The organism is Anaerostipes rhamnosivorans, from assembly GCF_005280655.1.
GTDB classification, from domain to species: Bacteria; Bacillota; Clostridia; order Lachnospirales; family Lachnospiraceae; genus Anaerostipes; species Anaerostipes rhamnosivorans.
Genome location: NZ_CP040058.1, coordinates 2,584,284 through 2,608,883 on the forward strand (window position 1 = coordinate 2,584,284; position 24,600 = coordinate 2,608,883).

The window sequence follows — 24,600 nt, forward strand, 5'->3', positions numbered from 1 at the left end:
TTTATCAGTCTTCTTCCTATATCTGTATTCCTTTTACATCTTAATTCTATCCGTATGCGGATTACATCATACCCATTCCTGGTGCCCCTGCTCCAGCTGGCATTGCCGGCGCATCTTCTTTGATGTCAGCCACTACAGACTCTGTTGTCAATAAAGTAGACGCCACAGATGTTGCATTCTGTAATGCACTTCTTGTAACCTTAGCCGGATCAATGATACCTGCTTCGATCATGTCAACATATTTTCCGTTTAACGCATCAAAACCAAATCCGATTTCCTGTTCTTCCACTTTATTAATGATAACAGATCCTTCCAGACCAGCATTTGCAGCAATGTGGAATAACGGAGCCTGGAGCGCTTTCAAGATGATGTTTGCACCTGTCTTCTCGTCACCCTCTAATTCCTCAGCCATTGCTGCTACGTTTTTAGAAGCATGGATATATGCAGATCCACCGCCGAAGATAATACCTTCTTCAACTGCCGCTTTCGTTGCCGCAAGAGCATCTTCCAGACGAAGCTTGCTTTCCTTCATCTCTGTCTCTGTTGCCGCACCTACACGGATAACTGCAACTCCTCCGGATAATTTTGCAAGTCTTTCCTGTAATTTTTCTTTGTCAAATTCAGAAGTAGTTTCTTCAATCTGTCCTTTGATCTGTCCAATTCTTGCCTGGATTGCATCCTTGGATCCTTCTCCGTCAACGATGACTGTATTCTCTTTTTCAACTTTCACAGATTTCGCGCGTCCTAACTGGTCTATTGTGATCTCTTTCAGGTCTAATCCCACTTCCTCAGAAATCACTGTACCGCCTGTTAAGATTGCAATATCTTCTAACATAGCTTTTCTTCTGTCACCATATCCAGGTGCTTTCACAGCACAAACAGAGAATGTTCCGCGAAGTTTATTTACGATCAGAGTTGTCAATGCTTCCCCTTCGATATCTTCAGCGATGATCAGCAGTTTCTTTCCACTCTGCACGATCTGCTCTAAGATTGGGAGAATATCCTGGATGTTTGAAATCTTCTTATCAGTGATCAGGATGTATGGATCTTCCAGCTCAGCAACCATTTTTTCCATATCTGTTGAGAAGTAAGCAGATAAGTATCCGCGGTCAAACTGCATACCTTCTACTAAATCTAATTCTGTCTTCATTGTCTTAGATTCTTCGATGGTGATGACACCGTCATTCGATACTTTTTCCATAGCATCTGCTACTAACTCGCCAACTTCCTCATCACTTGCAGAAATTGCTGCAACTTTCGCGATCTGGTCCTTGCCATTTACTTTGCTGCTCATCTCAGCGATTGCTTCCACTGCAGCGTCTGTAGCTTTTTTCATTCCTTTTCTCAAAATGATCGGATTCGCACCTGCTGCCAGGTTCTTCATTCCTTCATTTACCATTGCCTGAGCTAATACAGTTGCTGTTGTAGTACCGTCACCCGCAACATCATTTGTCTTAGTTGCCACTTCTTTGACGATCTGAGCACCCATGTTCTCAAATGCATCTTCTAACTCAATTTCTTTTGCGATGGTAACACCGTCATTTGTGATCAAAGGGATACCAAAAGATTTGTCTAAGACAACATTTCTTCCCTTTGGTCCGATGGTAACTCTGACTGTATCTGCTAACTGGTTCACACCTGCTTCTAATGCTTTTCTTGCCTCAATACCGTATTTGATTTCTTTTGCCATGATTCGTCTCCTCCAAAAATCTTATTCTACAACTGCTAAAATATCGTTCTGTTTTACGATGATGTACTCATCATCTCCACATTTTACTTCAGTTCCCGCATATTTGGAATAGATGACTTTCTGTCCGTTTTCTACTTCCATTTTTACTTCATCCGTTCCAGGTCCTACTGCAACAACTTCCGCTTCCTGCGGTTTTTCCTGAGATGCTGTTGTCAACACGATTCCGGATTTTGTGGTAGTCTCTGCTTCTAACTGTTTCAGTACTACTCTGTCTCCTAATGGTTTTAAATTCATATCATTACCTCCTAAAATTCAGATGAAATTCTTTTGTCTTATTTACCCGATTATTGTTAGCACTCACTTAGCTCGAGTGCTAATCACAAAATATAGTATAACACCCTATCAAAAAAATGCAAGAGCTTTTTCGAAAAATTTTATCACTTTTCATCAACCAGCCGATAGAGGTCTCCAAACTCTTTCCGCGCCTGTTTTGTACACTGTCTGACGAAATCTGTCTTAGCTCTCGTATATGCATCTCTGTCGTGCTCAAACCGCTTTTGAAGTCCGATCTTCAATTTGCCATACTCCTCCGCAGCTCCTTTATGCCTCCTTAAATAGTCACGGAAATATAATTCATCCCAATCTCCGGGATACCGAACATGGAGATGGTAAACCCGTTTGGCAAATCCGTTTAATGTATACCCCTTCAGGAACGTCATGTGGGGTGGCGGATTCTTCGGCTGTTTTGTATAGATATAACCTTCCTTTTGGAGAACTGAGGCCAAATGTTCTAAATTATATCCCTCTTTAATCTCCAATAAAATATCAATCGTTGGCTTTGCCAATAGTCCCTCGACCGCGGTGCTGCCGATGTGGCTGATCCGGGCCACGTGTTCCTTTCCGATTATGTGGAGCAAAAGCTTCCTTTCATTTTCATACATCTGTTTCCATTCCTTTTTATGCCCGGTTAAAATGATAGGAAAGAGTATCCAAAGTTCTTCGTTGGACATTTCCGTAAGCTTTTTCATGATTTCCCCTTTCTTTATTGTCGTAAAACAGCTTATCTTTCTCTTATTTTGGCTGATAGGAACTTTTCATGGAGACAATCCGGTTAAATACCATATGCTCCGGTGTAGTATCCTTTGTATCAAGACAGAAGTATCCCTGCCTTACAAACTGAAAACTATCGCCGGGAGCGGCCTCTAAAAGACATGGCTCCACATAGCAATCCGTGAGTATCTTAAGAGAATCCGGATTCAGGTTGATCGATCCGTCCTCATTATAGACACCTTTTTCCTCATCCACGATATTTTCGTATAACCGGACTTCCGCCTTCTTGGCAAACGGCACTGCCACCCAATGTATGGTGCCCTTAACCTTTCTTCCATCTGGACTGTTTCCTCCTCTGGATTCAGGATCATAAGTGCAGTGAACTTCGGTCACATTACCATCTTCATCAGTTACGTAATCCGTGCAGGTCACGAAATATCCATTCATCAGACGCACTTCATTGCCCGGATATAAGCGGAAGTACTTCTTCGGACGCTCAATCTTAAAGTCATCCCTTTCAATATAAAGTTCCCTGCAGAACGGAACCTTTCTCACTCCCATCTCTTCATTTTCCTGATTGTTTTTCACTTCCATATACTCTACCTGGTCTTCTGGATAATTTGTAATGACCAGTTTGACTGGATCCAGGATGGCTGAAACCCTTGGCTTTTTCAGTTTCAGATCATCTCTGATACAGTACTCAAGCATGGCGTAATCTACAGAACTGTGACTCTTGGCCACGCCGACCAGTTCCATGAATCTACGGATAGACTCTGGAGTATAACCGCGGCGTCTTAATGCGGATAATGTCACCAGTCTCGGATCATCCCATCCGTCTACGATTCCCTCATCTACTAACTTCTTAATATAACGCTTTCCTGTCACCACATTGGTCAGGTAAAGCTTTGCAAATTCAATCTGTTTCGGAGGATGCTCAAATTCACACTCCTGTACGACCCAGTCATATAACGGCCTGTGATCCTCAAACTCCAGGGTACAGATGGAATGAGTCACACCTTCAAAGGCATCCTCTAGAGGATGGGCAAAATCATACATAGGATAAATACACCAATCCCCGCCAGTGTTGTGATGCTCCATTCTGGCAATACGGTAAAGGATTGGATCCCTCATGTTCATATTGCCGGAAGTCATATCAATCTTAGCGCGGAGCACCTTGCTTCCGTCCTCAAACTCCCCGTTTTTCATCGCCCGGAATAACACAAGATTTTCTTCCGGAGTACGGTCTCTGTATGGGCTGTTTTTTCCCGGCTCCGTCAAAGTCCCTCTGTATTCCCTTATCTCTTCTGGTGTCAGATCACACACATAGGCCTTTCCTTTTTTAATCAAAAGCTCTGCGCATTCATACATCCTGTCAAAATAGCTGGATGCAAAATAAATATTCTGGTCATAGTCTGCTCCGAGCCATTCCACATCCTCTTTGATTGATTCCACATATTCTGTCTTTTCCTTTGTGGGGTTTGTATCATCAAAACGGAAATGAAAATCCCCTCCGTACTCCTTGGCCAGACCATAGTTTAAAAGAATCGACTTGGCATGTCCGATATGCAGGTAACCGTTTGGCTCCGGTGGAAACCTGGTTACAATTTTTTCGTATTTCCCTTCTTTCAGATCCTCATCAATGATCTGCTCAATAAAATTTTTTGAGATGACCTCTTCCATTGTGTCTCCATTCCTCCATACTTTTCATTATTCTTTAATAATATAAGACATAATTTAAATACAATCAAGGGCTTCCCTTACATTTGCCACACCCAGAAGCCGCATCTTTGTCTTGATCTTTAAGCTGTCCACATTTGCCTTGGGCAGAATACAGGTTTTAAATCCAAGCTTCTCTGCCTCCTTGATCCTCTGGTCACCCTGGGATACTCTCCTGATCTCTCCCACAAGACCCACCTCGCCGAAAATGATCGTGTCCTCAGGCAAAGGCAGATTTTTATAGCTGGATGCAATGGCTAAAATGATCCCTAGGTCGATGGCTGGCTCCCCGAGCCTCATACCCCCGGCCAGGTTTACATAGGCGTCACAGCCGCCCAGCTGCAGGCCGACCCTCTTTTCCAAGACTGCCATGAGAAGATTGACCCTGTTGTAGTCGATCCCCACGGCAGTCCTCCTGGGCATCTGGAAGCTGGTTGGGGAGATCAGTGCCTGGATCTCAATGAGAATCGGCCTGGTTCCCTCCAGTGAACATACCACCACAGAACCTGAGGCATCCACAGGACGGCCATTTAACATCATCTTGGATGGATTTTCCACCTCCACAAGACCGTTTCCGCACATCTCAAACACTCCGATCTCATTTGTGGAGCCAAAGCGGTTTTTTACGCCCCTCAGGATCCGGTATGCCGCTTCTCTCTCTCCTTCAAAATAAAGGACCGTATCCACCATATGCTCCAGTGTCCTCGGCCCTGCCACAACGCCTTCCTTTGTCACATGTCCCACAATAAAGACAGCGATATTTTCTTCCTTGGCGATGCGCATCATCTGCGCGGTCACTTCCCTAACCTGAGAAACACTACCCGCCGCAGCGGTGAGTTCTTCACTGTACATGGTCTGGATAGAGTCGATTACCACAAATTCTGGCCGGACCTTCCGAACCGACTCCAGGATCTCTTCTAAATTTGTCTCACAAAACAGGAGAAGCTCATCTTCAAATGTTCCAATCCTCTCAGCGCGCATCTTGATCTGGTGAGCCGACTCTTCCCCGGAAACATACAGAACCTTTCGTTTTGCATTGACTAAATTCCTGCAGACCTGGAGAAGCAGAGTGGATTTACCAATTCCCGGATCTCCTCCCACCAGCGAAAGGGAACCGGTCACAATGCCTCCTCCAAGGACTCTGTCCAGCTCACCGATGCCTGTGGGAATCCGCTCCTCGCTCTTTATAGAAACCTCGGACATACTCATAGGAGAGGCAGAAGCCCGCTTGGGCTTTGCCCCTCCCTTTTTTGTCACTGACTGCTTTTCTTCTACAAAGGTGTTCCATGATTTGCAGGCCGGACACTGTCCCATCCACTTGGACGATTCATGTCCGCACTCGCTGCAGAAAAATACGGTTTTTGCCTTTGCCATATCAGTTCCTGCTCCCTACTGTTTCTTCACACGGACCATAGCGGTCATGCCTGGATTCAACTCAACACTCAGGATCAGCTTTCCTCCGAGGTTTGCCTTCATGGTTCCTACGTTGGTATTGTCTATATACACGCGGTACTCTTGTTCAGGCTCCACTTCCAGGGTTACCTGTACATCCTCTGATGCCTCGATCTCAAATGCCACTCCATCTGTTGTTGCAGCAAAATTATGGACTGCGGATCCCGGTACAGATTCAAAGATCAGCTGTCCGTTCTTATCCAGCTTCGTCATTGTCTTGAAGGTCTTGACTTTGTACATATCCCCTTCAAATTCAATCTTGTCCTTTTTGGCTTTCGTATCTAATGTGTAATCTCCGAAGCTTAATGTCCCATTTTCTTCGCTGCGAAACAACTCTGTTACCACTGACATGTTCTTATCCTCCTATTAAATCTGCATTTGTTATTTTATTATATAATATTTCATACTTATTTACTAGCATCCTTTATCGAAAAAGTAAGGTTTTTGTCTTTTGCTCCGATCGTCAGCACAGTCCCATCATTAAGCTCCCCGTTTAGAATTTTATCCGCCAGAACATCTTCAATCTCACTGGTGATCACACGGCGCAGAGGCCTTGCTCCATAGGTCTCGCTGTAGCCCTTGTCTGCCAGTAGTGCAATGGCTGCAGGAGTGATCTTCAAGGAAACCTGATGATTCTTCATAAGCTGCTCTTTTACATTTTTTAAAAACAGCTTGGTGATCTCCTTTAATTCTTCTTTTGTAAGCATGGTAAATACAATGGTCCCGTCAATTCGATTCAAGAATTCAGGTTTAAATATCTGACGTACCTCTTCCATCACTCCCTGGGTCATCTTCTCGTGGTTTTTCTCCTTGTCAGAGGTCCTCACAAACCCAAGCTGTTTAGGCGAAATGATCCTGGATGCCCCAGCATTGGAAGTCATGATGAGAACGGTATTTTTAAAATCCACCTTTCTGCCGTTGGAATCTGTAATATGCCCGTCATCCAGCACCTGGAGAAGTATGTTAAATACATCCGGATGCGCTTTCTCGATCTCATCCAGAAGAATGACGGAGTAAGGATGTCTCCGGACCTGCTCACTGAGCTGACCGCCCTCCCCGAATCCCACATATCCAGGAGGTGAGCCGATGATCTTCGACACGCTGTGTTTTTCCATATATTCCGACATATCCACACGGATCAGGTCCTCTTCCCTTCCGAACATAGCTCTGGCAAGGCTTTTGGAAAGCTCCGTCTTACCCACGCCGGTAGGCCCTAGAAACAGAAAGGAGCCAATGGGGCGTTTTGGATCCTTTAACCCAACCCTGCTGCGCTTTATGGCTTTTGCCACAGCCTCCACGGCCTTATCCTGTCCGATGACCTGCTTGTGCAGAGTCTTTTCCAGATTCTTGAGCCTCTCCATCTCTCCCTGTTTGAGCTGGTTTACCGGAATCTTTGTCCATAGAGAAATAATCTCTTCCACATCTTCCTTTTCGATAACCGGTACTTTTTTCTGCTGGCTTTCCATCCTTCGGCCCTTTTTATCCAAGCTTTTCTGAAGTACCTCTTTTTGTGCCTTCAGCTCCCGGGCCTCAACGATCTTGCCCCTGCTGATATATGTCTCCATCTCTCTTACGAGAAACTTAAGCTTTTCCTGTTCCTCTTTCATGTCAGCGGGCACTTTCAGAGCCTTCATCCTCTTCTTGGCACAGGCCTCATCCAAAACGTCGATGGCCTTGTCGGGCAGGAACCGGTCATTGACATACCGGCAGGAGAGATCTACCGCATAGGCTGTGACCTCTTCAGGGATTAGAACTCTGTGGTGGGACTCAAACTTATATTTCAGTCCGTCAAGAATCTTTATTGCTTCTTCCGACGAAGGCTCCTCCACCAAAATAGACTGGAATCTTCGAACCAATGCTGCATCCTTCTCAAAATACTTTGTATACTCTTCACTGGTAGTGGCGCCGATTAACTGAAAATCCCCTCGGGCCAGAGACGGCTTTAAAATATTGGATGCATCCATGGCTCCCTCAGAGCCGCCGGCTCCGATCATGGTGTGTATCTCATCAATAAAAAGGATCACAGAAGAATCCTCCGTCACTTCTGAGATAATCTGCTTCATGCGTTCCTCAAATTCACCCCGGTACTTGGTCCCTGCGATGACTCTTGTCAGGTCTAGGGAAAGCACTCTTTTATCTCTCAGATTCAGTGGCACGTTCCCCTCTGCGATCCGGGCGGCCAGTCCCTCCACGATAGCGGTCTTTCCAACTCCTGGGTCTCCGATCAGACAAGGATTATTTTTGGATCTTCTGCAGAGCACCTGCATCAGACGTTCCATCTCATCTTCTCTTCCGATCATAGGATCCAGTTCGTCATCTTTTGCCTTCTGGGTCAAATCTGTGCTGAACTTTTCCAATATGTTCTCTCCGGACCCGTCCTCTGTAAAATAATCGTCCGCTGTATTATTGGAAAACTCGTTCTTGGCAGACTTATAGTCAATCCCCATGGTAACCAAAGTGTCAATAAAAATAGCATCTACCTGGATCTTTTTCTGTCCCATGATCTGAACCGCTTCATTTTCACCATCTTTTAAGATAGCTAACAGCACATGTTCGGTTCCGACGACATCACTTCCGTATTTGACAGCCATCTGGCCGGCAAGGCTCAGGATCTCCTCTGCCCTGGGTGTGAAACTTTTTATTTTTGTCCGTCTTTTTTTCTCCATATCCCGCTCTTTTAAAGCTTCCGAAAATAGTTCATCCGATACTCCGTGCATTCTGAGGATCTCACATGCTAAAGAACCTTTCATCTTTAAAAGTCCCATTAAAAGAAACAGTGTTTCTATATTCTCTGCCCCAAGCCTTGCGGATATCTTTCCCGCCTCCTCCAGTGCATGGCTTAAATATCTGGTAAGTGGTAATTTCCTCATTCTGTCCTCCTAACTCTTGTCAAGCTGCCGGTAAACGTGGTCCACCAGCTGATATAATTCTTCTCTTGTCACGCCCTTACAGATGGCCTGGGCCACCAAAAGCTGCAGGCTTTCCTCCAATTCATCCAGCTGTTTGGCCTTCTCATTGGCATCCACGCTTACAACGGCGCCTTTTCTTCTGTCCAGCTTTAAGTAGCCTTCTTCCCTCAATATAGCATATGCTTTATTTACCGTATGCATGTTTACTCCTAAGATCTGTGCCAGCTGACGCACCGACGGCAGGGACTCGCCATCCTGGATATCGGAACATGCAATACCGACGATGATCTGGTTTCTCAATTGAATATAAATGGCCTGATCGCTGTTAAAATCTACTTCAAGCAGCATTTTCATCCCTTCCTTCTTTCCTATCTTTTGTTATACTTAGACTATAATAAATAGCACGGATTGTCAATGTCAAAAAATAGAGAAGCAGGACAGAGAATGTACCTCTGTCCTGCTTCTGTCACATGACCTTTCCTAAGCCTCGTCAATGGCCTTTCCAATGTCATTTCTTTTGTATTTATTTGCAAAATCGACCCAGTCTGTCGCCCCGTATGCATTCTTACGAGCTTCTTTCAGATCACTGCCCTTTGCCACTACTCCGAGCACACGGCCTCCGTTTGTAACGATCTTGTCTCCGTCAAACTTTGTACCCGCATGGAATACATAGTAGCCGTCCTTTTCCTTGAACGTGTCAAGCCCCGTGATCTCAAAACCTTTCTCGTACTTTTCAGGATATCCGTCGGATGCCAGTACCACACAGACTGCCGCATTGTCCTCAAATTCCAGAGTGATATCGGATAGCTTACCGTCGATACACGCTTCCATTACGTCAATGATATCGTTTTTCATCCGGGGAAGGACAACCTGCGCTTCCGGATCTCCAAACCGTGCATTGTATTCCAGCACCTTCGGCCCGTCCTCCGTGAGCATAAGACCGGTAAACAAAATGCCGGTAAATGGGCGTCCTTCTGCTGCCATGGCATCCATGGTCGGCTGATAGACATACTTTTCACAGAATTCTTCCACTTCCTTCGTATAGAACGGACTTGGGGAGAAGGTTCCCATACCGCCAGTGTTGAGCCCCTGGTCTCCATCCTTGGCACGCTTATGGTCCTGTGCAGAAGTCATACATCTGATCGTCTTTCCGTCACAGAAGGCAAGAACAGATACTTCCCGTCCGGTCATAAATTCTTCAATGACGATCTCATTGCCGGCGTCTCCGAACTGCTTGTCCAGCATTAACGTTTTAACACCCGCCTTCGCCTCCTCCAGTGTGCTGCAGATCAAGACCCCTTTGCCAAGTGCCAGTCCGTCCGCTTTCAGGACGATCGGCATCTTCACGGTCTCCAGATAAGCAAGTGCCTTTTCAGGATCCGTGAAATTTTCATAGGCTGCTGTGGGGATATTATATTTTTTCATGAGATCCTTGGAAAATGCCTTAGATCCTTCGATGACTGCCGCGTTCTTGCGCGGTCCGAACACTCTGAGCCCTTCAGCCTCAAATGCGTCCACGACCCCTCCCACAAGCGGATCATCCATTCCGATGATGGTAAGATCAATCTCTCTTTCCTTAGCAAATGCCACCAGTTTATCAAACTCCATAGCTCCGATGTCCACGCACTCTGCATACTCCGCAATCCCTGCATTTCCCGGGGCACAGTAAATCTTATCAGCCTTCGGGCTTTTTGACGCTGCCCAGGCAATGGCATGTTCTCTTCCGCCACTTCCAACAATCAGTATCTTCATCCTTTTATCCTTCCTTTTACTTCTCGATCTTTACATGTCCTTTGGAAACTGTGACTCTGCCCTCCGCGATTAAGTTGATGACCTCCGGCAGAATCACCCACTCTGCCTGTTCCATGATACGCCTCTGGAGAGTCTCCGGTGAATCGTCTTCTTTGACCTCCACTGCTTTCTGCATGATGATCGGCCCAGTATCCGTCCCTTCATCCACAAAATGAACGGTAGCTCCAGAAATCTTTACACCTCTTAGCAGAGCCTGTTCGTGTACCTTCAGCCCGTAACAGCCCTTGCCGCAGAAAGATGGAATCAGAGACGGATGGATATTAATCATCCTGTTCTCAAATCTGCGTATGATCTTGTCAGGTATCACAACCAGGCATCCTGCCAGTACCACCAGATCAATCTCTCTGCCAACCAGCTCCTGATAGAGTGCTTCATTAAATAAGTCTCTGGTCTCAAAATCCTTCGGAGAAAGTCCCACAGCCTCGATTCCATGAATCTTGGCGCGCTCAAGAGCATACGCCTTTTTATTGTTGCTGATCACTACATCTATACGGGCATTGGAAATCCGGCCCTCCTCTATAGCATCAATGACAGCCTGTAAATTGGTACCTCCTCCGGACACTAATACTGCAACCTTTAGCATACTGTAACACCTTTGTCACCGGCCTTAATCTCACCGACTACAAACGCAGTTTCACCTGCACGTCCCAGAGCTTCCAGTGTATCATTCACATTCTTTTCATCTACGGCTACCATCATGCCGATTCCCATGTTGTATGTATTATACATCATTTTCTCATCGATCTCCCCGGTCTTCTGGAGCAGTTTAAAGACCGCAGGTACTTCATAAGCATCCTTGTGCACGACCGCATGCGCCCCGTCCGGAAGCATCCGAGGAATATTCTCATAAAAACCACCTCCGGTGATATGGCTGCATCCCTTGATCTCCACACCGGCCTCTTTGATGGACTTTAATGCTTTTACATAAATCTTGGTAGGTGCTAACAGCGCTTCCCCGAGTGTTGTACCAAGTTCCTCATAGTAGGTCTCCAGAGATTCTTTGGTCATATCAAAAACGTTTCGCACAAGAGAATATCCATTGCTGTGGATACCTGATGATGCAATACCGATCAACACGTCACCTTCTTTGATCTCTTTTCCAGTGATCAGATCCTTCTCATCCACAATACCGACAGCAAAACCTGCCAGGTCGTATTCGTCTTCCGGATAAAATCCAGGCATCTCCGCTGTCTCACCACCGATCAATGCGGCATCTGACTGTTTGCATCCCTCTGCCACACCACTGACAATGGTAGCGATTTTTTCCGGGAAGTTTTTGCCGCATGCAATATAGTCTAAGAAGTAAAGAGGCTCTCCGCCCGCACATGCAATATCGTTCACACACATAGCCACACAGTCGATACCGATCGTGTCATGCTTATCCATGATAAATGCAAGCTTTAACTTTGTCCCAACACCGTCGGTACCTGAAACAAGAGTAGGATTTTCCATATCCTTAAACTTCTTTAATGAAAAAGCTCCGGAGAATCCTCCGATGTTTGTCAAAACTTCCTCTCTCATGGTTGCCTGTACGTGCTTTTTCATAAGTTCTACCGACTGGTAACCTGCTTCAATATCCACTCCTGCTTTTTTATAATCCATTTTCATCCTCCTAAATATGTGTACCCAAAGGGCACACCCTCTTTATTTTCCAAAATAAGCATCGATGCCGTCTGCGATTCCTTCCGCCATCTTTTTCTGAAAAGAATCCTTCTGCATCTTTTTATCTTCTTTTTTGTTTGTCATAAAACCCATTTCGATCAGTGTGACTGGAATTTTACTCCAGTTCGTACCCGTCAGGTCATCCCGTCCAGATAATCCACGGTTTTTGATTCCTGTAACTGCACAATACTTTTTGATCACAGCCTTTGAAAGCTTTTTGCTGCGCTTACTAATCTTTTTTACATATGCATTTTTCTTAGTCGGGTACAAGACTGAAGCTCCGCGTACTCCTTTGCCTGCAGCGTCCGCATGAAGACGGATACAGACAGAAGCTCCACTTTTATTGGCCAGCTGTGCCCTTTTCTTATTGCTGATGTTGACGTTTTGCTTCTTTCTGACCATATAAACCTTATAGCCTCTTTTTTTCAGTTCCTTCTCCAATTTTTTTGCCACACTGAGTGTGAGCTTTGATTCCGGAACTTTTGTTGCCGCACCCTGAGTACCGGATGCAACTCTGGCTTTCTTTCTCTTTGCCCCCGGACCGATGGGTTCTTTTCTACTGTCACCCTTTTTCTGATGGCCCGCATCGATGGCCACCGTGATCCGGCGATCCCCAGCCAGGGCGCTCTGACTGGCTGTCAAAGACCGCACCGCTCCAGCGCAAACAGCCGTACATAACAGTACGGCTGCAAGTCTTTTCTTATTCATACTTCTTATAGCCAACCTCATCAAGCTTCTGGGCTTTTTTCACTACAGAATCTTTCATAGTCTCTCTGTAATCCTTTAATTTTTGAAGAAGTTCTGCATCAGAGGAAGCCAGGATCTGTGCTGCAAGGATTCCTGCGTTCTGTCCTCCGTTAATGGCAACGGATGCAACCGGGACTCCGGACGGCATCTGGACAATAGAGTAAAGAGAATCCACTCCTCCGAGATCTGAGGTTTTCATCGGGATCCCAATGACCGGCATCGGAAACAGTGCCGCGCACATCCCTGGAAGGTGTGCCGCTTTTCCTGCACCTGCGATAATGACTTTGACTCCTCTATCCTCAGCTCCCTTTGCCCACTCAAAGAAAATATCCGGTTCTCTGTGCGCAGAAATAATGGTCATCTCAAAATCAATTCCCATCTCCTCTAAAAAGTCTGCCGCCTTGCTCATAACCGGCATATCGGAATCACTGCCCATAACGATTGCTACTTTTGCCATAATCTTATCTCCTTTGTCATAATTCGATTTGTTTTTCTTCTATTCTACCCACTGGATCCGGTCACGTCAATGGTTCGTTCAGGATTTCCGTGCCTGGGAGCACAAATTTCCCGCTTTCGATCAAATGTGTTTCCATCCCTCCAAGTCCGATCACGCAGATAGAATCCAGTTCCTCATAGGGAATGGTGATGTCTGTATGACAGTTAAAATATTCTCCCTTTCTGGACCACTCATTGCTTTTTGCAACGATTTCTTTTCCATCCGGGTTATGCAATTCAGTGGCCTCACTGTGGCTGTAGCAGGTATCTCCCACTGCGAAATGCGGCCCCATCTTTTCTACAATCAGGATCGGCAGCTGATAAAGGATTCCGTACTTCTGAGCCATGGCATAGGCTGTGGTGTTGGTCCCCACCGCAAATTCTCCCATCGGAAGAGTCTCTCTGTTATAAAGAAGATTCTGTTTGATATAAGCCTGATTCTCCTCCTCAGATTCAAAATTCCTGCAGGAATATTCACTGATCATACCATCCTTGAACACCAGCTTAAGGTCAATAAATTTTAAATCTCTCAGATAAACTTCACTTACATGAAGAACTCCATTTGTCCCCTTAAGTTTCGGAGACGTAAACACTTCTCCTACTGGAATGTTCACGTCCGCCAGACAGTTTTCAAAATTCGTCTCCCTGTCCGGATGATCCAGCTCATGGAGCGCTACATACAGATCTGTTTCGTTGTCTTTTGCCCCTTTGATGTGGACTTCCACACCCTGGTCCAAGGCATCGATCAGATACTGCTGGATCTTTTTATATTTTTCTTTGTTCAGTGTATTGACCTTCACTACCTCTTCAAAGATCTCCTCAAACTTTTCGCCAATCTCAGGAATGGGATAGGCGATGATCGTAAAACTCCTCTCCTCAGGCTTCATATATTCATTGGCGATCTTGCTGGACTCGTTCTGGAATTCCACAGACAGTTTTTCCTGCTTTTCGGACAGCCTCAAACTTGCCTCCTTGTTCTCCGGCGTAAACGGCAGCTCACCGAAGGTCTCCATGCAGGCTGGGCCGGCAAATGCAGCCGCCTCTTCTTTCAGCTTTTCATAGGCATTTCTGTAGCATTCCAGCTTATGTCTCATAAACGCATTGTTAAAATACAGAGCCTGGTCAAATCTATGGTCGTATTCAAACTGGGGATTTGGACTTGTGGAGATATATCCGACTTTGGACATCCCCCTTGTAATCACTCCTGTGGTACCCCGGTACAAAATAGGTGTTAACCCAATCTCTTGAAACTGCCGGACAGCTTCCCGGATTACAGGTTCAAATCCCAAGTGATACCTGATATTGACGGTGGCCTTTTGGGTCATATCGATGTTGTTGATGATAAAACCATCGTGAAAACCATCCACATAAGTTTTGGCGATGGCCTGTATCCTTTCTTTTGGAAAGCTATTTAAAAATGAAAGCATCCGGATCTCATTTTCCGAAATATATTCCCCGTAGCGGTAGAGTACATCCGGATCAGACAGATCCTCCTTCATGACAATATCCGATGCAAAATGAAAGGAAGGATCCAGCTGTTCTCTGACACGGTAAGCGCAGATCTCCTGGCTATAATCTCTCATATGGTCAAAGATGATCTGTTTTGCGGTCTTTCTTAGCGGATTCCCATCCTGGAACAGCTGATAGATCTCTAAGAACAATTCGCTTAAGATTGTCAGTTCAAAAAGCCGCTCTTCCACAGCATAAATCAGACAGCCATGAATCTCTGCATATAAAAAACACAGGATATCACCGAATTCTTCTCCCAGGACAGCCTGTGCATATTCAGGATTCCCATAGCAGACATGATAGCGGGATGGAAATACATCCTCATACCATCTCTGGTTCCACGTTTTCATCCGGCAAAGCGGCCTGTCTTTTTCCTCAAATACCTCGTTGGCAAATAAAAGCCTCTCCGCCATCTTTTTAAAATAGGCCAAAAAAGGCTCTTTCACAGAATCTTCCTGTAAAATAGCCTTCAGCCTTTCCTGATTTAAATCATGGCGTTCCATTAATAATTCATCCACGTTATAAGCTCCTTTTAATATTTCCGTTTTTTATATTTTTCTCAAAAACTTCCTGAATATACGCCCAAAGTACATCGGATCCCTGGCTGGTATACTCGTTTTTGCTCATAATCTGGCCGATGCAGACATCATGCTCTCTCCAGGCCCTTCCATCTGTGGCATCATTTAAAAGGATCGGCTGAATCCGGTCCAAGGTGTTTGCAAACTTGGATTCTGGTGTCTTTCGTTCCTCAAACTCTCTCCAAAGTCCAAACAGTTCTTCTGCCTGATCTTCGGGGAGGATATGGAAGATCCTCTCGGCCGCCTTCTGCTCTCTGGCAGCTTTTGTTCCGTTACCTGCCTCATCATAAAGATAGGTATCCCCCGCATCGATCTCCACCAGATCATGGATCAGGACCATCTTGATCACCTGCAGCACATCCACCGGTTCTTTTGAATATTCCGATAGAAAGACTGCCATCAATGCAAGATGCCAGGAATGTTCCGCATCGTTTTCTTTTCTTTCCCCGTTTGTCAGATGTGTCTGGCGGATGATATCCTTAAGCCTGTCCACCTCTATGATAAACTCCATCTGTTTCTGTAATCGTTCCATACTCCCTCCTATATCAGCCCGATCAGAAATATAGCCGTGGAAAACAGAAGAACTGCTCCGTTGGTAATACTTCCAACCACCTTCCAAATTCTCATGGACGCTGTGTCGTGATAACTCCTGACCGCAAGCATCATTCCAAAGACAGAGATGCCAAACAGCACCCAAGCAGCTGCGCCGATCAGGATTCCTCCATTGCCGGCAGCCTGAAATGAAAATCCAACTAAAATAAGATATCCGAAGATTCCTATGGCCCCCAGAATACTGGAAACTGCTGACTCTCTGGATACAACATGATCCGACGGACGGTAGGCCTGACGCTTCTTTTTATTCACCCGCATGTTATCTCCTCCGGTATATCGTGACGGAAATCTTATACCCAAAGGTATAAATAATATAACCGATCAATCCGCCTACTGTGTTTAATAGTAAATCATCCACATCAAAAACCCCAACTTTAAAAATAAATTGGCAGCTTTCGATGAGAAAACTGAATAAAAATGTTCCCACTACAACTTTGATAAAGCCGCGCTTTTTCTCCGTCATGGCAGGAAGCAGAAATCCAAACGGGCTGAATGCAAATACATTGCCCACCAGATTTGTAATAAAAGCCTCCGGCGTCAGCAGGGAACGATACATCCAAAAACGTTTGATCTCTTTGAATAAAACTAAATTCACATGGGATGTCTCATATCCTGTCTCTCTGCCGTAACGCTCACTCAACAGCACAAAATAAAAAATCAAAATGATATACAAATAAAATAAAATCCGGCAGCCGAATCTGGCTGCCTTTTTCTTTTTTCTAGTCACAAATAAGCCCTTCTTTATTGAACGCCATACTGTTCATAGTATGCGTCAATAGATGCCTTTAATGTATCATCAATAATAACTTTTCCTTTGTATGGTTTATTGTACAGGTGTTCCACAACTTCCTGCATGGTCACAATGGCTGTAGTCTCCAGCCCGTAATTTTCGCGGATCTCCTCCAGAGCGCTTTTTGTACCCTGCCCCCGCTCCATGCGGTCCACAGAAACTACCAGACCCAACACATCTACGTCTCCCTGTGCCTTTACGATAGGAAGTGTCTCCTGAATGGAAGTTCCGGCCGTTGTCACATCCTCAATGATGACCACCTTGTCTCCGTCCTCGATCGGGCTTCCTAACAGAATTCCTGTATCTCCGTGATCTTTCACTTCTTTCCGGTTGGCACAGTATTTGATATCCTTGCCGTAATCCTCAGAAATGGCGATGGCGGCAGCTACGCTTAATGGGATTCCCTTATACGCCGGTCCGAACAGGACATCAAAATCAAACCCAAATTTGGCTTCGATGGCCTTGGCATAATACACACCCAGCTTCTTTAACTGTGCTCCGGTCCTGTAAAATCCTGTATTGACAAAAAACGGTGTGTTTCTTCCGCTTTTTGTCACAAAGTCTCCGAATTTTAATACATTGCAGTCGATCATAAATTCAATAAACTCTTTTTTATACTGTTCCATTATGTTCCTCCTTTTGTTCAGCCTTCTGATATTCTCTATAATAAAACTCTATCACATCTTTTCTCGTGACAATCCCGATGAACCGCTGCTCATCATCGATGACCGGCACAAAATTCTGGTCTTTGATCACATCCACCAGATCGTCCATGTCTGTATTGACTGTCACCGGACGGTTATCCCGTCTCCGTTCCATATCTCTTAAAAAAATGAGTTCTGCCTTTTCAAGGTCAAATCTGGCCTCGTCCATCATCGCCCAGAGAAGATCCCCCTCTGTCACTGTCCCCACATACCTGCCGTCCAAAGTCAAGACCGGAACCGCAGAATATCCGTGGTATTTCATCTTTTCCAGCGCCTGTCTTAGCGTATAGTCTTCCGGCAGATAAGAAACATTCTCTTTTGGCGTCAAGAAAAACAATATGTTCATGCTGACCTCACTTCCGTTTTCTTTTGTTTTTACTTTACACATCCGATCAGTTCTTTGATGTCCTCAATCCCGTGATCTTCCATGTAAGTCCTGATCCCGTCAATCACCTTGACTGTAGCACAGGGATCCGTAAAGTTGGCTGTCCCGACAGCCACTGCGGTGGCTCCGGCCATGATAAATTCCAGGGCATCCTCCGCGTTCATGATTCCTCCCATACCGATCACCGGAATCTTTACTGTACTGCATACTTCGTATACCATCCGCACAGCCACCGGCTTGATCGCCGGTCCAGAGAGTCCTCCGGTTTTGTTGGCCAGCAGAAAATCTCTCTTTTCAATATCAATCTTCATGCCTGTGAGCGTATTGATCAGAGAAAGAGCATCACTGCCCGCTGCCTCCGCTGCCTTTGCCATCTCTTTGATGTCCGTCACGTTGGGACTCAGTTTCATGATAATCGGCTGTTTTGCTTTTTCCTTTACCGCTTTTGTAATCTCATACAATGCCTTCGGATCCTGTCCGAACGCAATGCCTCCCTCTTTTACATTGGGGCAGGACACATTGATCTCTAAAAGGTCCGCCGGCTGATCAGAGAGCCGTTCCACCACCTCCAGATAATCCTCCGTTGTCTTTCCGCAGACGTTGACGATCACTGTGGCTCCCGCTTTCTTTAAAAACGGCAGATCCCTCTCGATCATTACATCCACACCCGGATTCTGAAGCCCTACTGCATTGAGCATGCCTCCGTAGGTCTCTGCCACTCTTGGGGTGGGATTACCTGGCCATGGAACATTGGCAACCCCTTTTGTGGTCACCGCTCCAAGGCTGGACAGCTCAACAAATTCACTGTATTCTTCTCCGGAGCCAAACGTCCCGGAACCTGTTGTCACCGGATTCTTTAAGGAAACTCCTGCGATCTTCACTGCCAGATTCATCAGATCTCCACCTCCTCTGCATCAAATACCGGTCCGTCTTTGCAGACACGTTTATTGTGGACATGGGTATGTCCATCTACTTCCTTGGAATTGCAGACACAGGCAAGACATGCTCCAATCCCACATGCCATTCTCTCCTCCAGGGAAATCTGGGCCTCTAATCCCTTTTCCTGTGCATATGCCTTCACACCCCTTAGCATAGGAGTAGGTCCGCAGGCATAAATCACTGCCCCTTCGACTGCCTGTTCTCTGACAGCGTCAATGACATTACCCTTTGTTCCCACGGAACCGTCTTCTGTGGAAACATATACACTGCCGTACGGCTCAAATTCATCTTTCAGAAAAGTATCATGATCCCGGTAGCCGAGCACAATACTTTTATCACATTGAAGCTGCTTTGCAAGCTCCAGCATCGGAGGAATCCCAATGCCGCCTCCAATCAAGATCGCTTTCTCTTTTTTCTTCGTAAATCCATTGCCCAGAGGACCCAGAACCGTGATCTTTGTCCCTGCCTCATAAGAGCTTAAGACTTCCGTTCCGCCGCCTGCAATGCGGTAGACAAGCCTTAATGTTCCCTGCTTGCTGTCGATGCCGCAGATACTGATCGGTCTCGGCAATAGCCTGCTTTGGTCGTTAACATAGACAGACACAAACTGTCCGGCTTCGGCCTCCCCTGCCATGTCTCCCACATTTAAAGTCATATCGAAAATATCTTCGGAAAGCTTTTTCTGGCTGATGATCTCAGCTTCTATGTTTTGTTTTCCCATATACTTCTCCTTATTTTACAAATGCTTTCTTCAAGTCTTCCTTCATATCTAAAACTGCCTGTCTGGACGCATCCGCATAGTTTTCTTCTCCAAACTTGCTGTACTGGTCCTGTTTGTATGCACAGATGATTCCTCTGGAGGAATTGATGATAGCTCCCAGTCCATCCTCATTAAAGAATGGGGCCAGATCCTCAGCCTTTCCTCCCTGCGCACCGTATCCCGGAACCAGAATAAAGTTTTTCGGCATGATCTTTCTAAGGATCTCTCCCATCTTCGGATAGGTTGCCCCTACCACAGCTCCGATATAGCTGTAGTCCTCTCCCATGTGGCTTTCTCCCCACATGGCAACTTTTTCTGCTACCAATTCATATAAAGGTTTTCCGTCCACCAACTGATCCTGGAACTCTCCGCTGGACGGATTGGATGTCTTGACCAGGATAAATAGCCCTTTGTTCTCCTCCCTGCACACATCAATGAAAGGCAGAATGCCATCACTTCCAAGGTAGGGGTTCACTGTCAGGAAGTCCTCGTCAAATCCCCTGTACTTTTTGCTGCCTACCTGCACTTGTCCCGCGTGTCCCACTGCGTATGCGGATGAAGTGGAACCGATGTCTCCCCGTTTAATATCTCCGATGACCACAAGGCCTTTGCTCTTAGCATATTCACAAGTCTTGTTAAATGCCGCCAACCCTTCCACACCAAACTGTTCATACATGGCGATCTGCGGTTTCACTGCGGGGATCAGGTCATATGTGCTGTCAATGATGCCTTTATTATACTGCCAGATGGCTTCTCCCGCTCCTTTTAATGTTTCTCCGAATTCGTCAAATGCTGCTTTTTTTATCTGTTCAGGCACATAATCAAGCATCGGGTCCAGACCGACTACAATCGGGGCATCCAGTTGTTTTATTTTTTTTACTAATTCATTGATCATGTTGTTTCTCCTTTACTCGTCAGAGTTATTTCTCATTATTTCCGCCGTTGCTTAAAACGAACTCCTACAACATTGGAAAAAAACTCACATATTTATTTGAAATCATACCATAAAAAACGAAAGAAAAAAAGAGACTATCAAAAAGACAGTCTCTTTTCATTTAAAAGATGATAGCGATTTTAGTTCCTTTGCCAACTTCACTTTCCACCTGGATCCTGGCGTTGTGGTATTTTGCCCCGTGTTTTACGATGGACAGTCCGAGACCCGTGCCTTCTCTCTCGCTGGAATGGCTTTTATCTCCCCTGTAAAACCGCTCAAAGATCCGTTCCTCGTCCTCCGGAGGGATTCCGATACCGTCATCTTCCACGATGAGTGTGGGCCGGCCCTCCATGCTGGCCGCAGTCACAAATACATGGCCCCCATTGTTATTATACTTCACCGCATTTTCCACTAGATTGTGAAGCATCTCATACAGCATCTGCCGGACACCGGATACTTGAGACGGGGCTCCTAGAACCTGGATATCAATGCCTGACTCCGCCGCTGCCATAGAAAGAGAATTCTTAATCTCCAACGCCAGCTGGTAGATGTCCACATTCTCCTTCTCCTGTACAATTTTATTTTCATCCAGCCTGGACAGCTTTATGATTCCTTCAATCATGGAGATCAGTCTTCTGGCTTCCGTATAGATCTTCTCAGAAAACCGCTCGATATCCTCCTGCTTCACAAGCCCGTCCTTCATCAGCTCCGCATACCCTGAAATGGTGGTCAGCGGTGTCTTTAACTCATGGGATACATTGGCTGAGAATTCTTTTCTAAGCTCCTCCCTTTCTTCCTTTTCTGTTACATCGATCATCATCAGCACTACTCCTTTAACTGCGCCGGATACCGTCACCGGATTCGCCATCAGAAGAAATTTCCGCTCATGAAATTCCATCACCTCTTCCGAAGCCTCTCCTCCAAGTGCCATCTCCACCGCATCTCGGAATTCGTGGCTCCGGTTGATGGACAATACATTCTGGTTGCTGCACTGTTCCTTGTCAATATCCAGAATACGCAGGGCACTTGTATTATAAGAAAGCACAACCGACTTCTCATTCAGAACGAGAAAGCCCTCACTCATATTTTCCGTGATCGTCGTAAACTCGATCTGCTTTTCCTTGATCTCCCTGATCTTTTCCTTGATCGCTTCATTCTGCCTATGGATCCTCACCAGCAGAGGCGACAGTTCATCATAGGTGGTCTCCTCCTCCGGATGCTCCAGATTGATCCGGTTGATCGGTTCAATGATCCTTCCCGTGAGAAGTCTTGATAGCGCCAGCGCCAATACAAACACCACTGCCATCATAAGGATCAGGGCCGGAAGAACGCCTTCTACCTGGTTCAGAATCGTCTGTGTCTCCCTGCTGAGCCTTAAGACGCTGCCATCGGTAAGTCTTACTGCATAATAATAAGTCTGTTTATTCAGTGTTCTGGAAACCCGGGTACTCTCCCCGGCTCCGTTTTTTCTGGCCTCTTTGAATTCTTTACGGTTTCTATGGTTGCCCATGGAGTTCTCTTTCCCTGTGCTGTCATACAAAACCTTTCCGTCTGAAGATATCAGCGTAATCCTGCTGATGGTAATATCCTTGTATGCGTCCAGGCTCTGGTTTTCATGCTGGTTTAAGGATTCCGCCATATATCCAGCCTCGTTTTGAATCCCCTCTTTTACCTGTGACATATATCTTCCGTATGCCACAGCGGATAAAAACACCGTGGTACAGACCACTGTGATCAGGGCGATGTAGGACATATTCTTAAATATCTTGTGTTTCATTCACTGCCTCCGATACGGTATCCAATCCCTCTCACAGTCTCGATCATAGATCCGCAGTCCCCCAGCTTCTGGCGCAGGGTACGGATATGCACATCCACCGTCCGGGTCTCACCGTCAAAATCATATCCCCAAATATTAGTGAGAAGCTGGTCTCTGGTGAGCACATTTCCTTTGCTTTCCATAAGCATACAGAGCAGGCGGAACTCCTTGTAAGTGAGCTCGACCTTTTCGCCGTCCGCCAGCACCTTATGCTTTCCCACATGGATATAAAGGCCGCCTGCTGAAAGCTCCTCCTTAGGTTCCTCTTTTTTTACCCGTCTTAACACTGCTTTGATCCTGGACACCAACTCCATCATTCCGAACGGCTTTGTGATATAATCATCCGCTCCGCTGTCTAAGCCCAGCACCTTGTCATATTCCGCTCCTTTTGCGGTCATCATGATAACCGGTATATGTTTAACCTCCGGATTGCTTCTGATCTTCCTCAAGATACTGATGCCGTCTTCCCCTGGAAGCATAATATCCAAAAGCACCAGCTCAGGGACCTTCCCATTGGAAAGGTCCTTAAAAAAACTGATGCCGCTTTCATATCCCTTTGCATCAAATCCTGTACTCTGAAGAGTGTAGATGACGAGCTCACGTATGTTTGCATCATCCTCGACAATATATATCACAGACTTCCTCCTTTATATTCCCCGGTGATGGAGAATTCCACCCATTCAGCAATATTGCTGGCGTGATCGCCGATCCGCTCAAAGTATTTTGCGATCATGACGATGGCAACGCAGGCTTCCCCTTTCTCCGGGTCCTGATGAATCAAAGAGATCACTTCTTTTTTAACCTTGGAAAACAGATCATCCACCTCATCGTCCGCTTTGATTACATCGTTAGCTGCATCCAGATCCTTCTTTACAAAGGAATCCACAGCCTTTGTCACCATGGCGATGGTCCTCGCAGCCATCATCTGCACATGAGTATGGTCGTTCATCACGGCTACCACATCGCTTTTCTTCACAATGCCCGCAATATCCACGGCCTGGTCCCCGATCCGTTCCATGTCGGAAACCATTTTAAGCGCCGCGGAAATCACTCTCAGATCCCCGGCCACCGGCTGCTGCTGCAGCAAAAGCTTCATACAGCGTCTCTCAATGTCCCGTTCCTTCTGATTGATCTCTTCCTCCAGATCGTTGAGCCTTTGAATCATCTCTTTGCTCTTTGTGTCTACCAGTTTCCCTGCCAGATGTATCATATCTTCACAGAGGGCACCCATCTCGATCATTTCAATATTCAGCTGGCTAAGCTGCCTGTCAAACCGATTTCTCATATCAACCAAACCTTCCTGTTATATAGTCTTCTGTTCTTTGATCTTTTGGCATGGAAAACAATTTGTCGGACTTTCCATACTCAACTACCTCTCCCAAGAGGAAAAACGCGGTCTTATCGGAAATACGGACAGCCTGCTGCATATTATGGGTTACCATAATGATAGTATACTTGGATTTCAGTTCTGCCGCAAGGTCCTCGATCTTTGAGGTGGAGATCGGATCCAGCGCAGAAGTCGGCTCATCCATCAAAAGCACCTCCGGCTCCACTGCCAGAGCCCTGGCGATACAAAGTCTCTGCTGCTGTCCACCTGAAAGCCCCAGAGCACTTTTTTTCAGCCGGTCTTTCAGTTCATCCCAGATCGCCGCATTTCTCAAAGACTTTTCCACAATCTCATCCAGCTGGGCTTTATTCCTCACTCCATGGGTCCTCGGCCCGTAAGCCACATTGTCATAGACACTCATAGGAAACGGATTGGGTTTCTGGAAGACCATACCCACCCGCTTTCTCAGCAGGTTAATATCCATATCCCCGTAAATATCTTCCCCGTCAAGCGTGACCTTTCCCGTGATTTTACATCCTTCCACCAGGTCATTCATGCGGTTTAGGGATTTTAAAAGGGTGGACTTTCCACAACCGGAGGGACCGATAAATGCCGTGATCTCATTTGGAGAAATGTCCAGATTGATCCCTTTTAATGCTTTAAAATCCCCATAATATAAATCCAGATTTTGTACTTTGATTTTTGATTCCATG

Annotated in this window: 26 protein-coding genes; all 26 read right to left on the minus strand. The window is 45.9% G+C overall.

Features of this window, described 5'->3' with window-relative positions; translation table 11 throughout:
• Positions 1-61: 61 nt before the first annotated feature.
• Positions 62-1,690: a chaperonin GroEL gene (gene groL, locus AR1Y2_RS12825; protein ID WP_137329311.1), complete on the minus strand. Its 1,629-nt coding sequence runs from the start codon at positions 1,688-1,690 to the stop codon at positions 62-64.
• Between the two features lie 21 nt (positions 1,691-1,711).
• Positions 1,712-1,984, minus strand: coding sequence for a co-chaperone GroES (locus AR1Y2_RS12830; RefSeq protein ID WP_137329312.1), 273 nt, complete (start codon positions 1,982-1,984; stop codon positions 1,712-1,714).
• A gap of 143 nt (positions 1,985-2,127) precedes the next feature.
• On the minus strand, positions 2,128-2,718 hold the full coding sequence (locus AR1Y2_RS12835) for a GrpB family protein (RefSeq protein ID WP_137329313.1): 591 nt from the start codon (positions 2,716-2,718) through the stop codon (positions 2,128-2,130).
• A gap of 43 nt (positions 2,719-2,761) precedes the next feature.
• On the minus strand, positions 2,762-4,420 hold the full coding sequence (locus tag AR1Y2_RS12840) for a glutamine--tRNA ligase/YqeY domain fusion protein (RefSeq protein ID WP_137329314.1): 1,659 nt from the start codon (positions 4,418-4,420) through the stop codon (positions 2,762-2,764).
• A gap of 54 nt (positions 4,421-4,474) precedes the next feature.
• On the minus strand, positions 4,475-5,830 hold the full coding sequence (gene radA, locus AR1Y2_RS12845; RefSeq protein ID WP_137329315.1) for a DNA repair protein RadA: 1,356 nt from the start codon (positions 5,828-5,830) through the stop codon (positions 4,475-4,477).
• 15 nt (positions 5,831-5,845) lie between these two features.
• Positions 5,846-6,259 carry an endosialidase gene (locus AR1Y2_RS12850; RefSeq protein WP_137329316.1) on the minus strand — a complete coding sequence of 138 codons (414 nt, stop codon included), beginning with the start codon at positions 6,257-6,259 and terminating at the stop codon, positions 5,846-5,848.
• Positions 6,260-6,315: 56 nt separating this feature from the next.
• On the minus strand, positions 6,316-8,778 hold the full coding sequence (locus AR1Y2_RS12855) for an ATP-dependent Clp protease ATP-binding subunit (RefSeq protein WP_137329317.1): 2,463 nt from the start codon (positions 8,776-8,778) through the stop codon (positions 6,316-6,318).
• 9 nt (positions 8,779-8,787) lie between these two features.
• Positions 8,788-9,165 (minus strand): GntR family transcriptional regulator, encoded by a 378-nt coding sequence (locus AR1Y2_RS12860; protein WP_137329318.1) that lies wholly within the window; start codon positions 9,163-9,165, stop codon positions 8,788-8,790.
• Positions 9,166-9,297: 132 nt separating this feature from the next.
• Complete coding sequence (gene purD, locus AR1Y2_RS12865) at positions 9,298-10,569, minus strand: phosphoribosylamine--glycine ligase (protein WP_137329319.1); 1,272 nt, start codon at positions 10,567-10,569, stop codon at positions 9,298-9,300.
• A gap of 16 nt (positions 10,570-10,585) precedes the next feature.
• A complete protein-coding gene (gene purN, locus AR1Y2_RS12870) occupies positions 10,586-11,212 on the minus strand; it encodes a phosphoribosylglycinamide formyltransferase (protein WP_137329320.1) in 627 nt (208 codons plus the stop codon).
• Positions 11,206-12,231: a phosphoribosylformylglycinamidine cyclo-ligase gene (gene purM / locus AR1Y2_RS12875; RefSeq protein ID WP_137329321.1), complete on the minus strand. Its 1,026-nt coding sequence runs from the start codon at positions 12,229-12,231 to the stop codon at positions 11,206-11,208. The genes purN and purM overlap by 7 nt, the downstream gene beginning before the upstream one ends.
• A gap of 42 nt (positions 12,232-12,273) precedes the next feature.
• Positions 12,274-12,999, minus strand: coding sequence for an N-acetylmuramoyl-L-alanine amidase family protein (locus AR1Y2_RS12880; RefSeq protein WP_137329322.1), 726 nt, complete (start codon positions 12,997-12,999; stop codon positions 12,274-12,276).
• The gene (purE, locus tag AR1Y2_RS12885; RefSeq protein ID WP_137329323.1) at positions 12,992-13,495 is read right to left on the minus strand and encodes a 5-(carboxyamino)imidazole ribonucleotide mutase; all 504 of its coding nucleotides are present in this window, start codon (positions 13,493-13,495) and stop codon (positions 12,992-12,994) included. The genes AR1Y2_RS12880 and purE overlap by 8 nt, the downstream gene beginning before the upstream one ends.
• 61 nt (positions 13,496-13,556) lie before the next feature.
• Positions 13,557-15,545: an aminopeptidase gene (locus tag AR1Y2_RS12890; RefSeq protein ID WP_137330271.1), complete on the minus strand. Its 1,989-nt coding sequence runs from the start codon at positions 15,543-15,545 to the stop codon at positions 13,557-13,559.
• A 16-nt stretch (positions 15,546-15,561) separates the two neighbouring features.
• Positions 15,562-16,152 carry an HD domain-containing protein gene (locus tag AR1Y2_RS12895; RefSeq protein WP_137329324.1) on the minus strand — a complete coding sequence of 197 codons (591 nt, stop codon included), beginning with the start codon at positions 16,150-16,152 and terminating at the stop codon, positions 15,562-15,564.
• 8 nt (positions 16,153-16,160) lie between these two features.
• Positions 16,161-16,490: a hypothetical protein gene (locus tag AR1Y2_RS12900; RefSeq protein ID WP_137329325.1), complete on the minus strand. Its 330-nt coding sequence runs from the start codon at positions 16,488-16,490 to the stop codon at positions 16,161-16,163.
• Position 16,491: 1 nt separating this feature from the next.
• The gene (locus AR1Y2_RS12905; protein ID WP_137329326.1) at positions 16,492-16,959 is read right to left on the minus strand and encodes a VanZ family protein; all 468 of its coding nucleotides are present in this window, start codon (positions 16,957-16,959) and stop codon (positions 16,492-16,494) included.
• A gap of 14 nt (positions 16,960-16,973) precedes the next feature.
• Positions 16,974-17,648, minus strand: a complete 675-nt coding sequence (gene pyrE / locus AR1Y2_RS12910; protein WP_137329327.1) for an orotate phosphoribosyltransferase — start codon at positions 17,646-17,648, stop codon at positions 16,974-16,976.
• Entirely contained in the window at positions 17,635-18,072 is a 438-nt protein-coding gene (locus AR1Y2_RS12915) for a CBS domain-containing protein (protein ID WP_137330272.1), read from the minus strand. Before AR1Y2_RS12915 ends, pyrE begins: the two co-directional genes overlap by 14 nt.
• Positions 18,073-18,101: 29 nt before the next feature.
• Positions 18,102-19,004, minus strand: coding sequence for a dihydroorotate dehydrogenase (locus tag AR1Y2_RS12920; protein ID WP_137329328.1), 903 nt, complete (start codon positions 19,002-19,004; stop codon positions 18,102-18,104).
• Positions 19,004-19,771, minus strand: coding sequence for a dihydroorotate dehydrogenase electron transfer subunit (locus AR1Y2_RS12925; RefSeq protein ID WP_137329329.1), 768 nt, complete (start codon positions 19,769-19,771; stop codon positions 19,004-19,006). Before AR1Y2_RS12925 ends, AR1Y2_RS12920 begins: the two co-directional genes overlap by 1 nt.
• Positions 19,772-19,781: 10 nt before the next feature.
• A complete protein-coding gene (gene pyrF, locus AR1Y2_RS12930) occupies positions 19,782-20,705 on the minus strand; it encodes an orotidine-5'-phosphate decarboxylase (RefSeq protein WP_137329330.1) in 924 nt (307 codons plus the stop codon).
• Positions 20,706-20,865: 160 nt separating this feature from the next.
• Positions 20,866-22,521: a sensor histidine kinase gene (locus AR1Y2_RS12935; protein ID WP_137329331.1), complete on the minus strand. Its 1,656-nt coding sequence runs from the start codon at positions 22,519-22,521 to the stop codon at positions 20,866-20,868.
• Positions 22,518-23,195: a winged helix-turn-helix domain-containing protein gene (locus AR1Y2_RS12940; protein WP_137329332.1), complete on the minus strand. Its 678-nt coding sequence runs from the start codon at positions 23,193-23,195 to the stop codon at positions 22,518-22,520. The genes AR1Y2_RS12935 and AR1Y2_RS12940 overlap by 4 nt, the downstream gene beginning before the upstream one ends.
• Positions 23,192-23,845, minus strand: coding sequence for a phosphate signaling complex protein PhoU (phoU, locus tag AR1Y2_RS12945; RefSeq protein WP_137329333.1), 654 nt, complete (start codon positions 23,843-23,845; stop codon positions 23,192-23,194). Before phoU ends, AR1Y2_RS12940 begins: the two co-directional genes overlap by 4 nt.
• A 1-nt stretch (position 23,846) precedes the next feature.
• Positions 23,847-24,599: a phosphate ABC transporter ATP-binding protein PstB gene (gene pstB / locus AR1Y2_RS12950; protein WP_137329334.1), complete on the minus strand. Its 753-nt coding sequence runs from the start codon at positions 24,597-24,599 to the stop codon at positions 23,847-23,849.
• Position 24,600 lies beyond the last annotated feature (1 nt).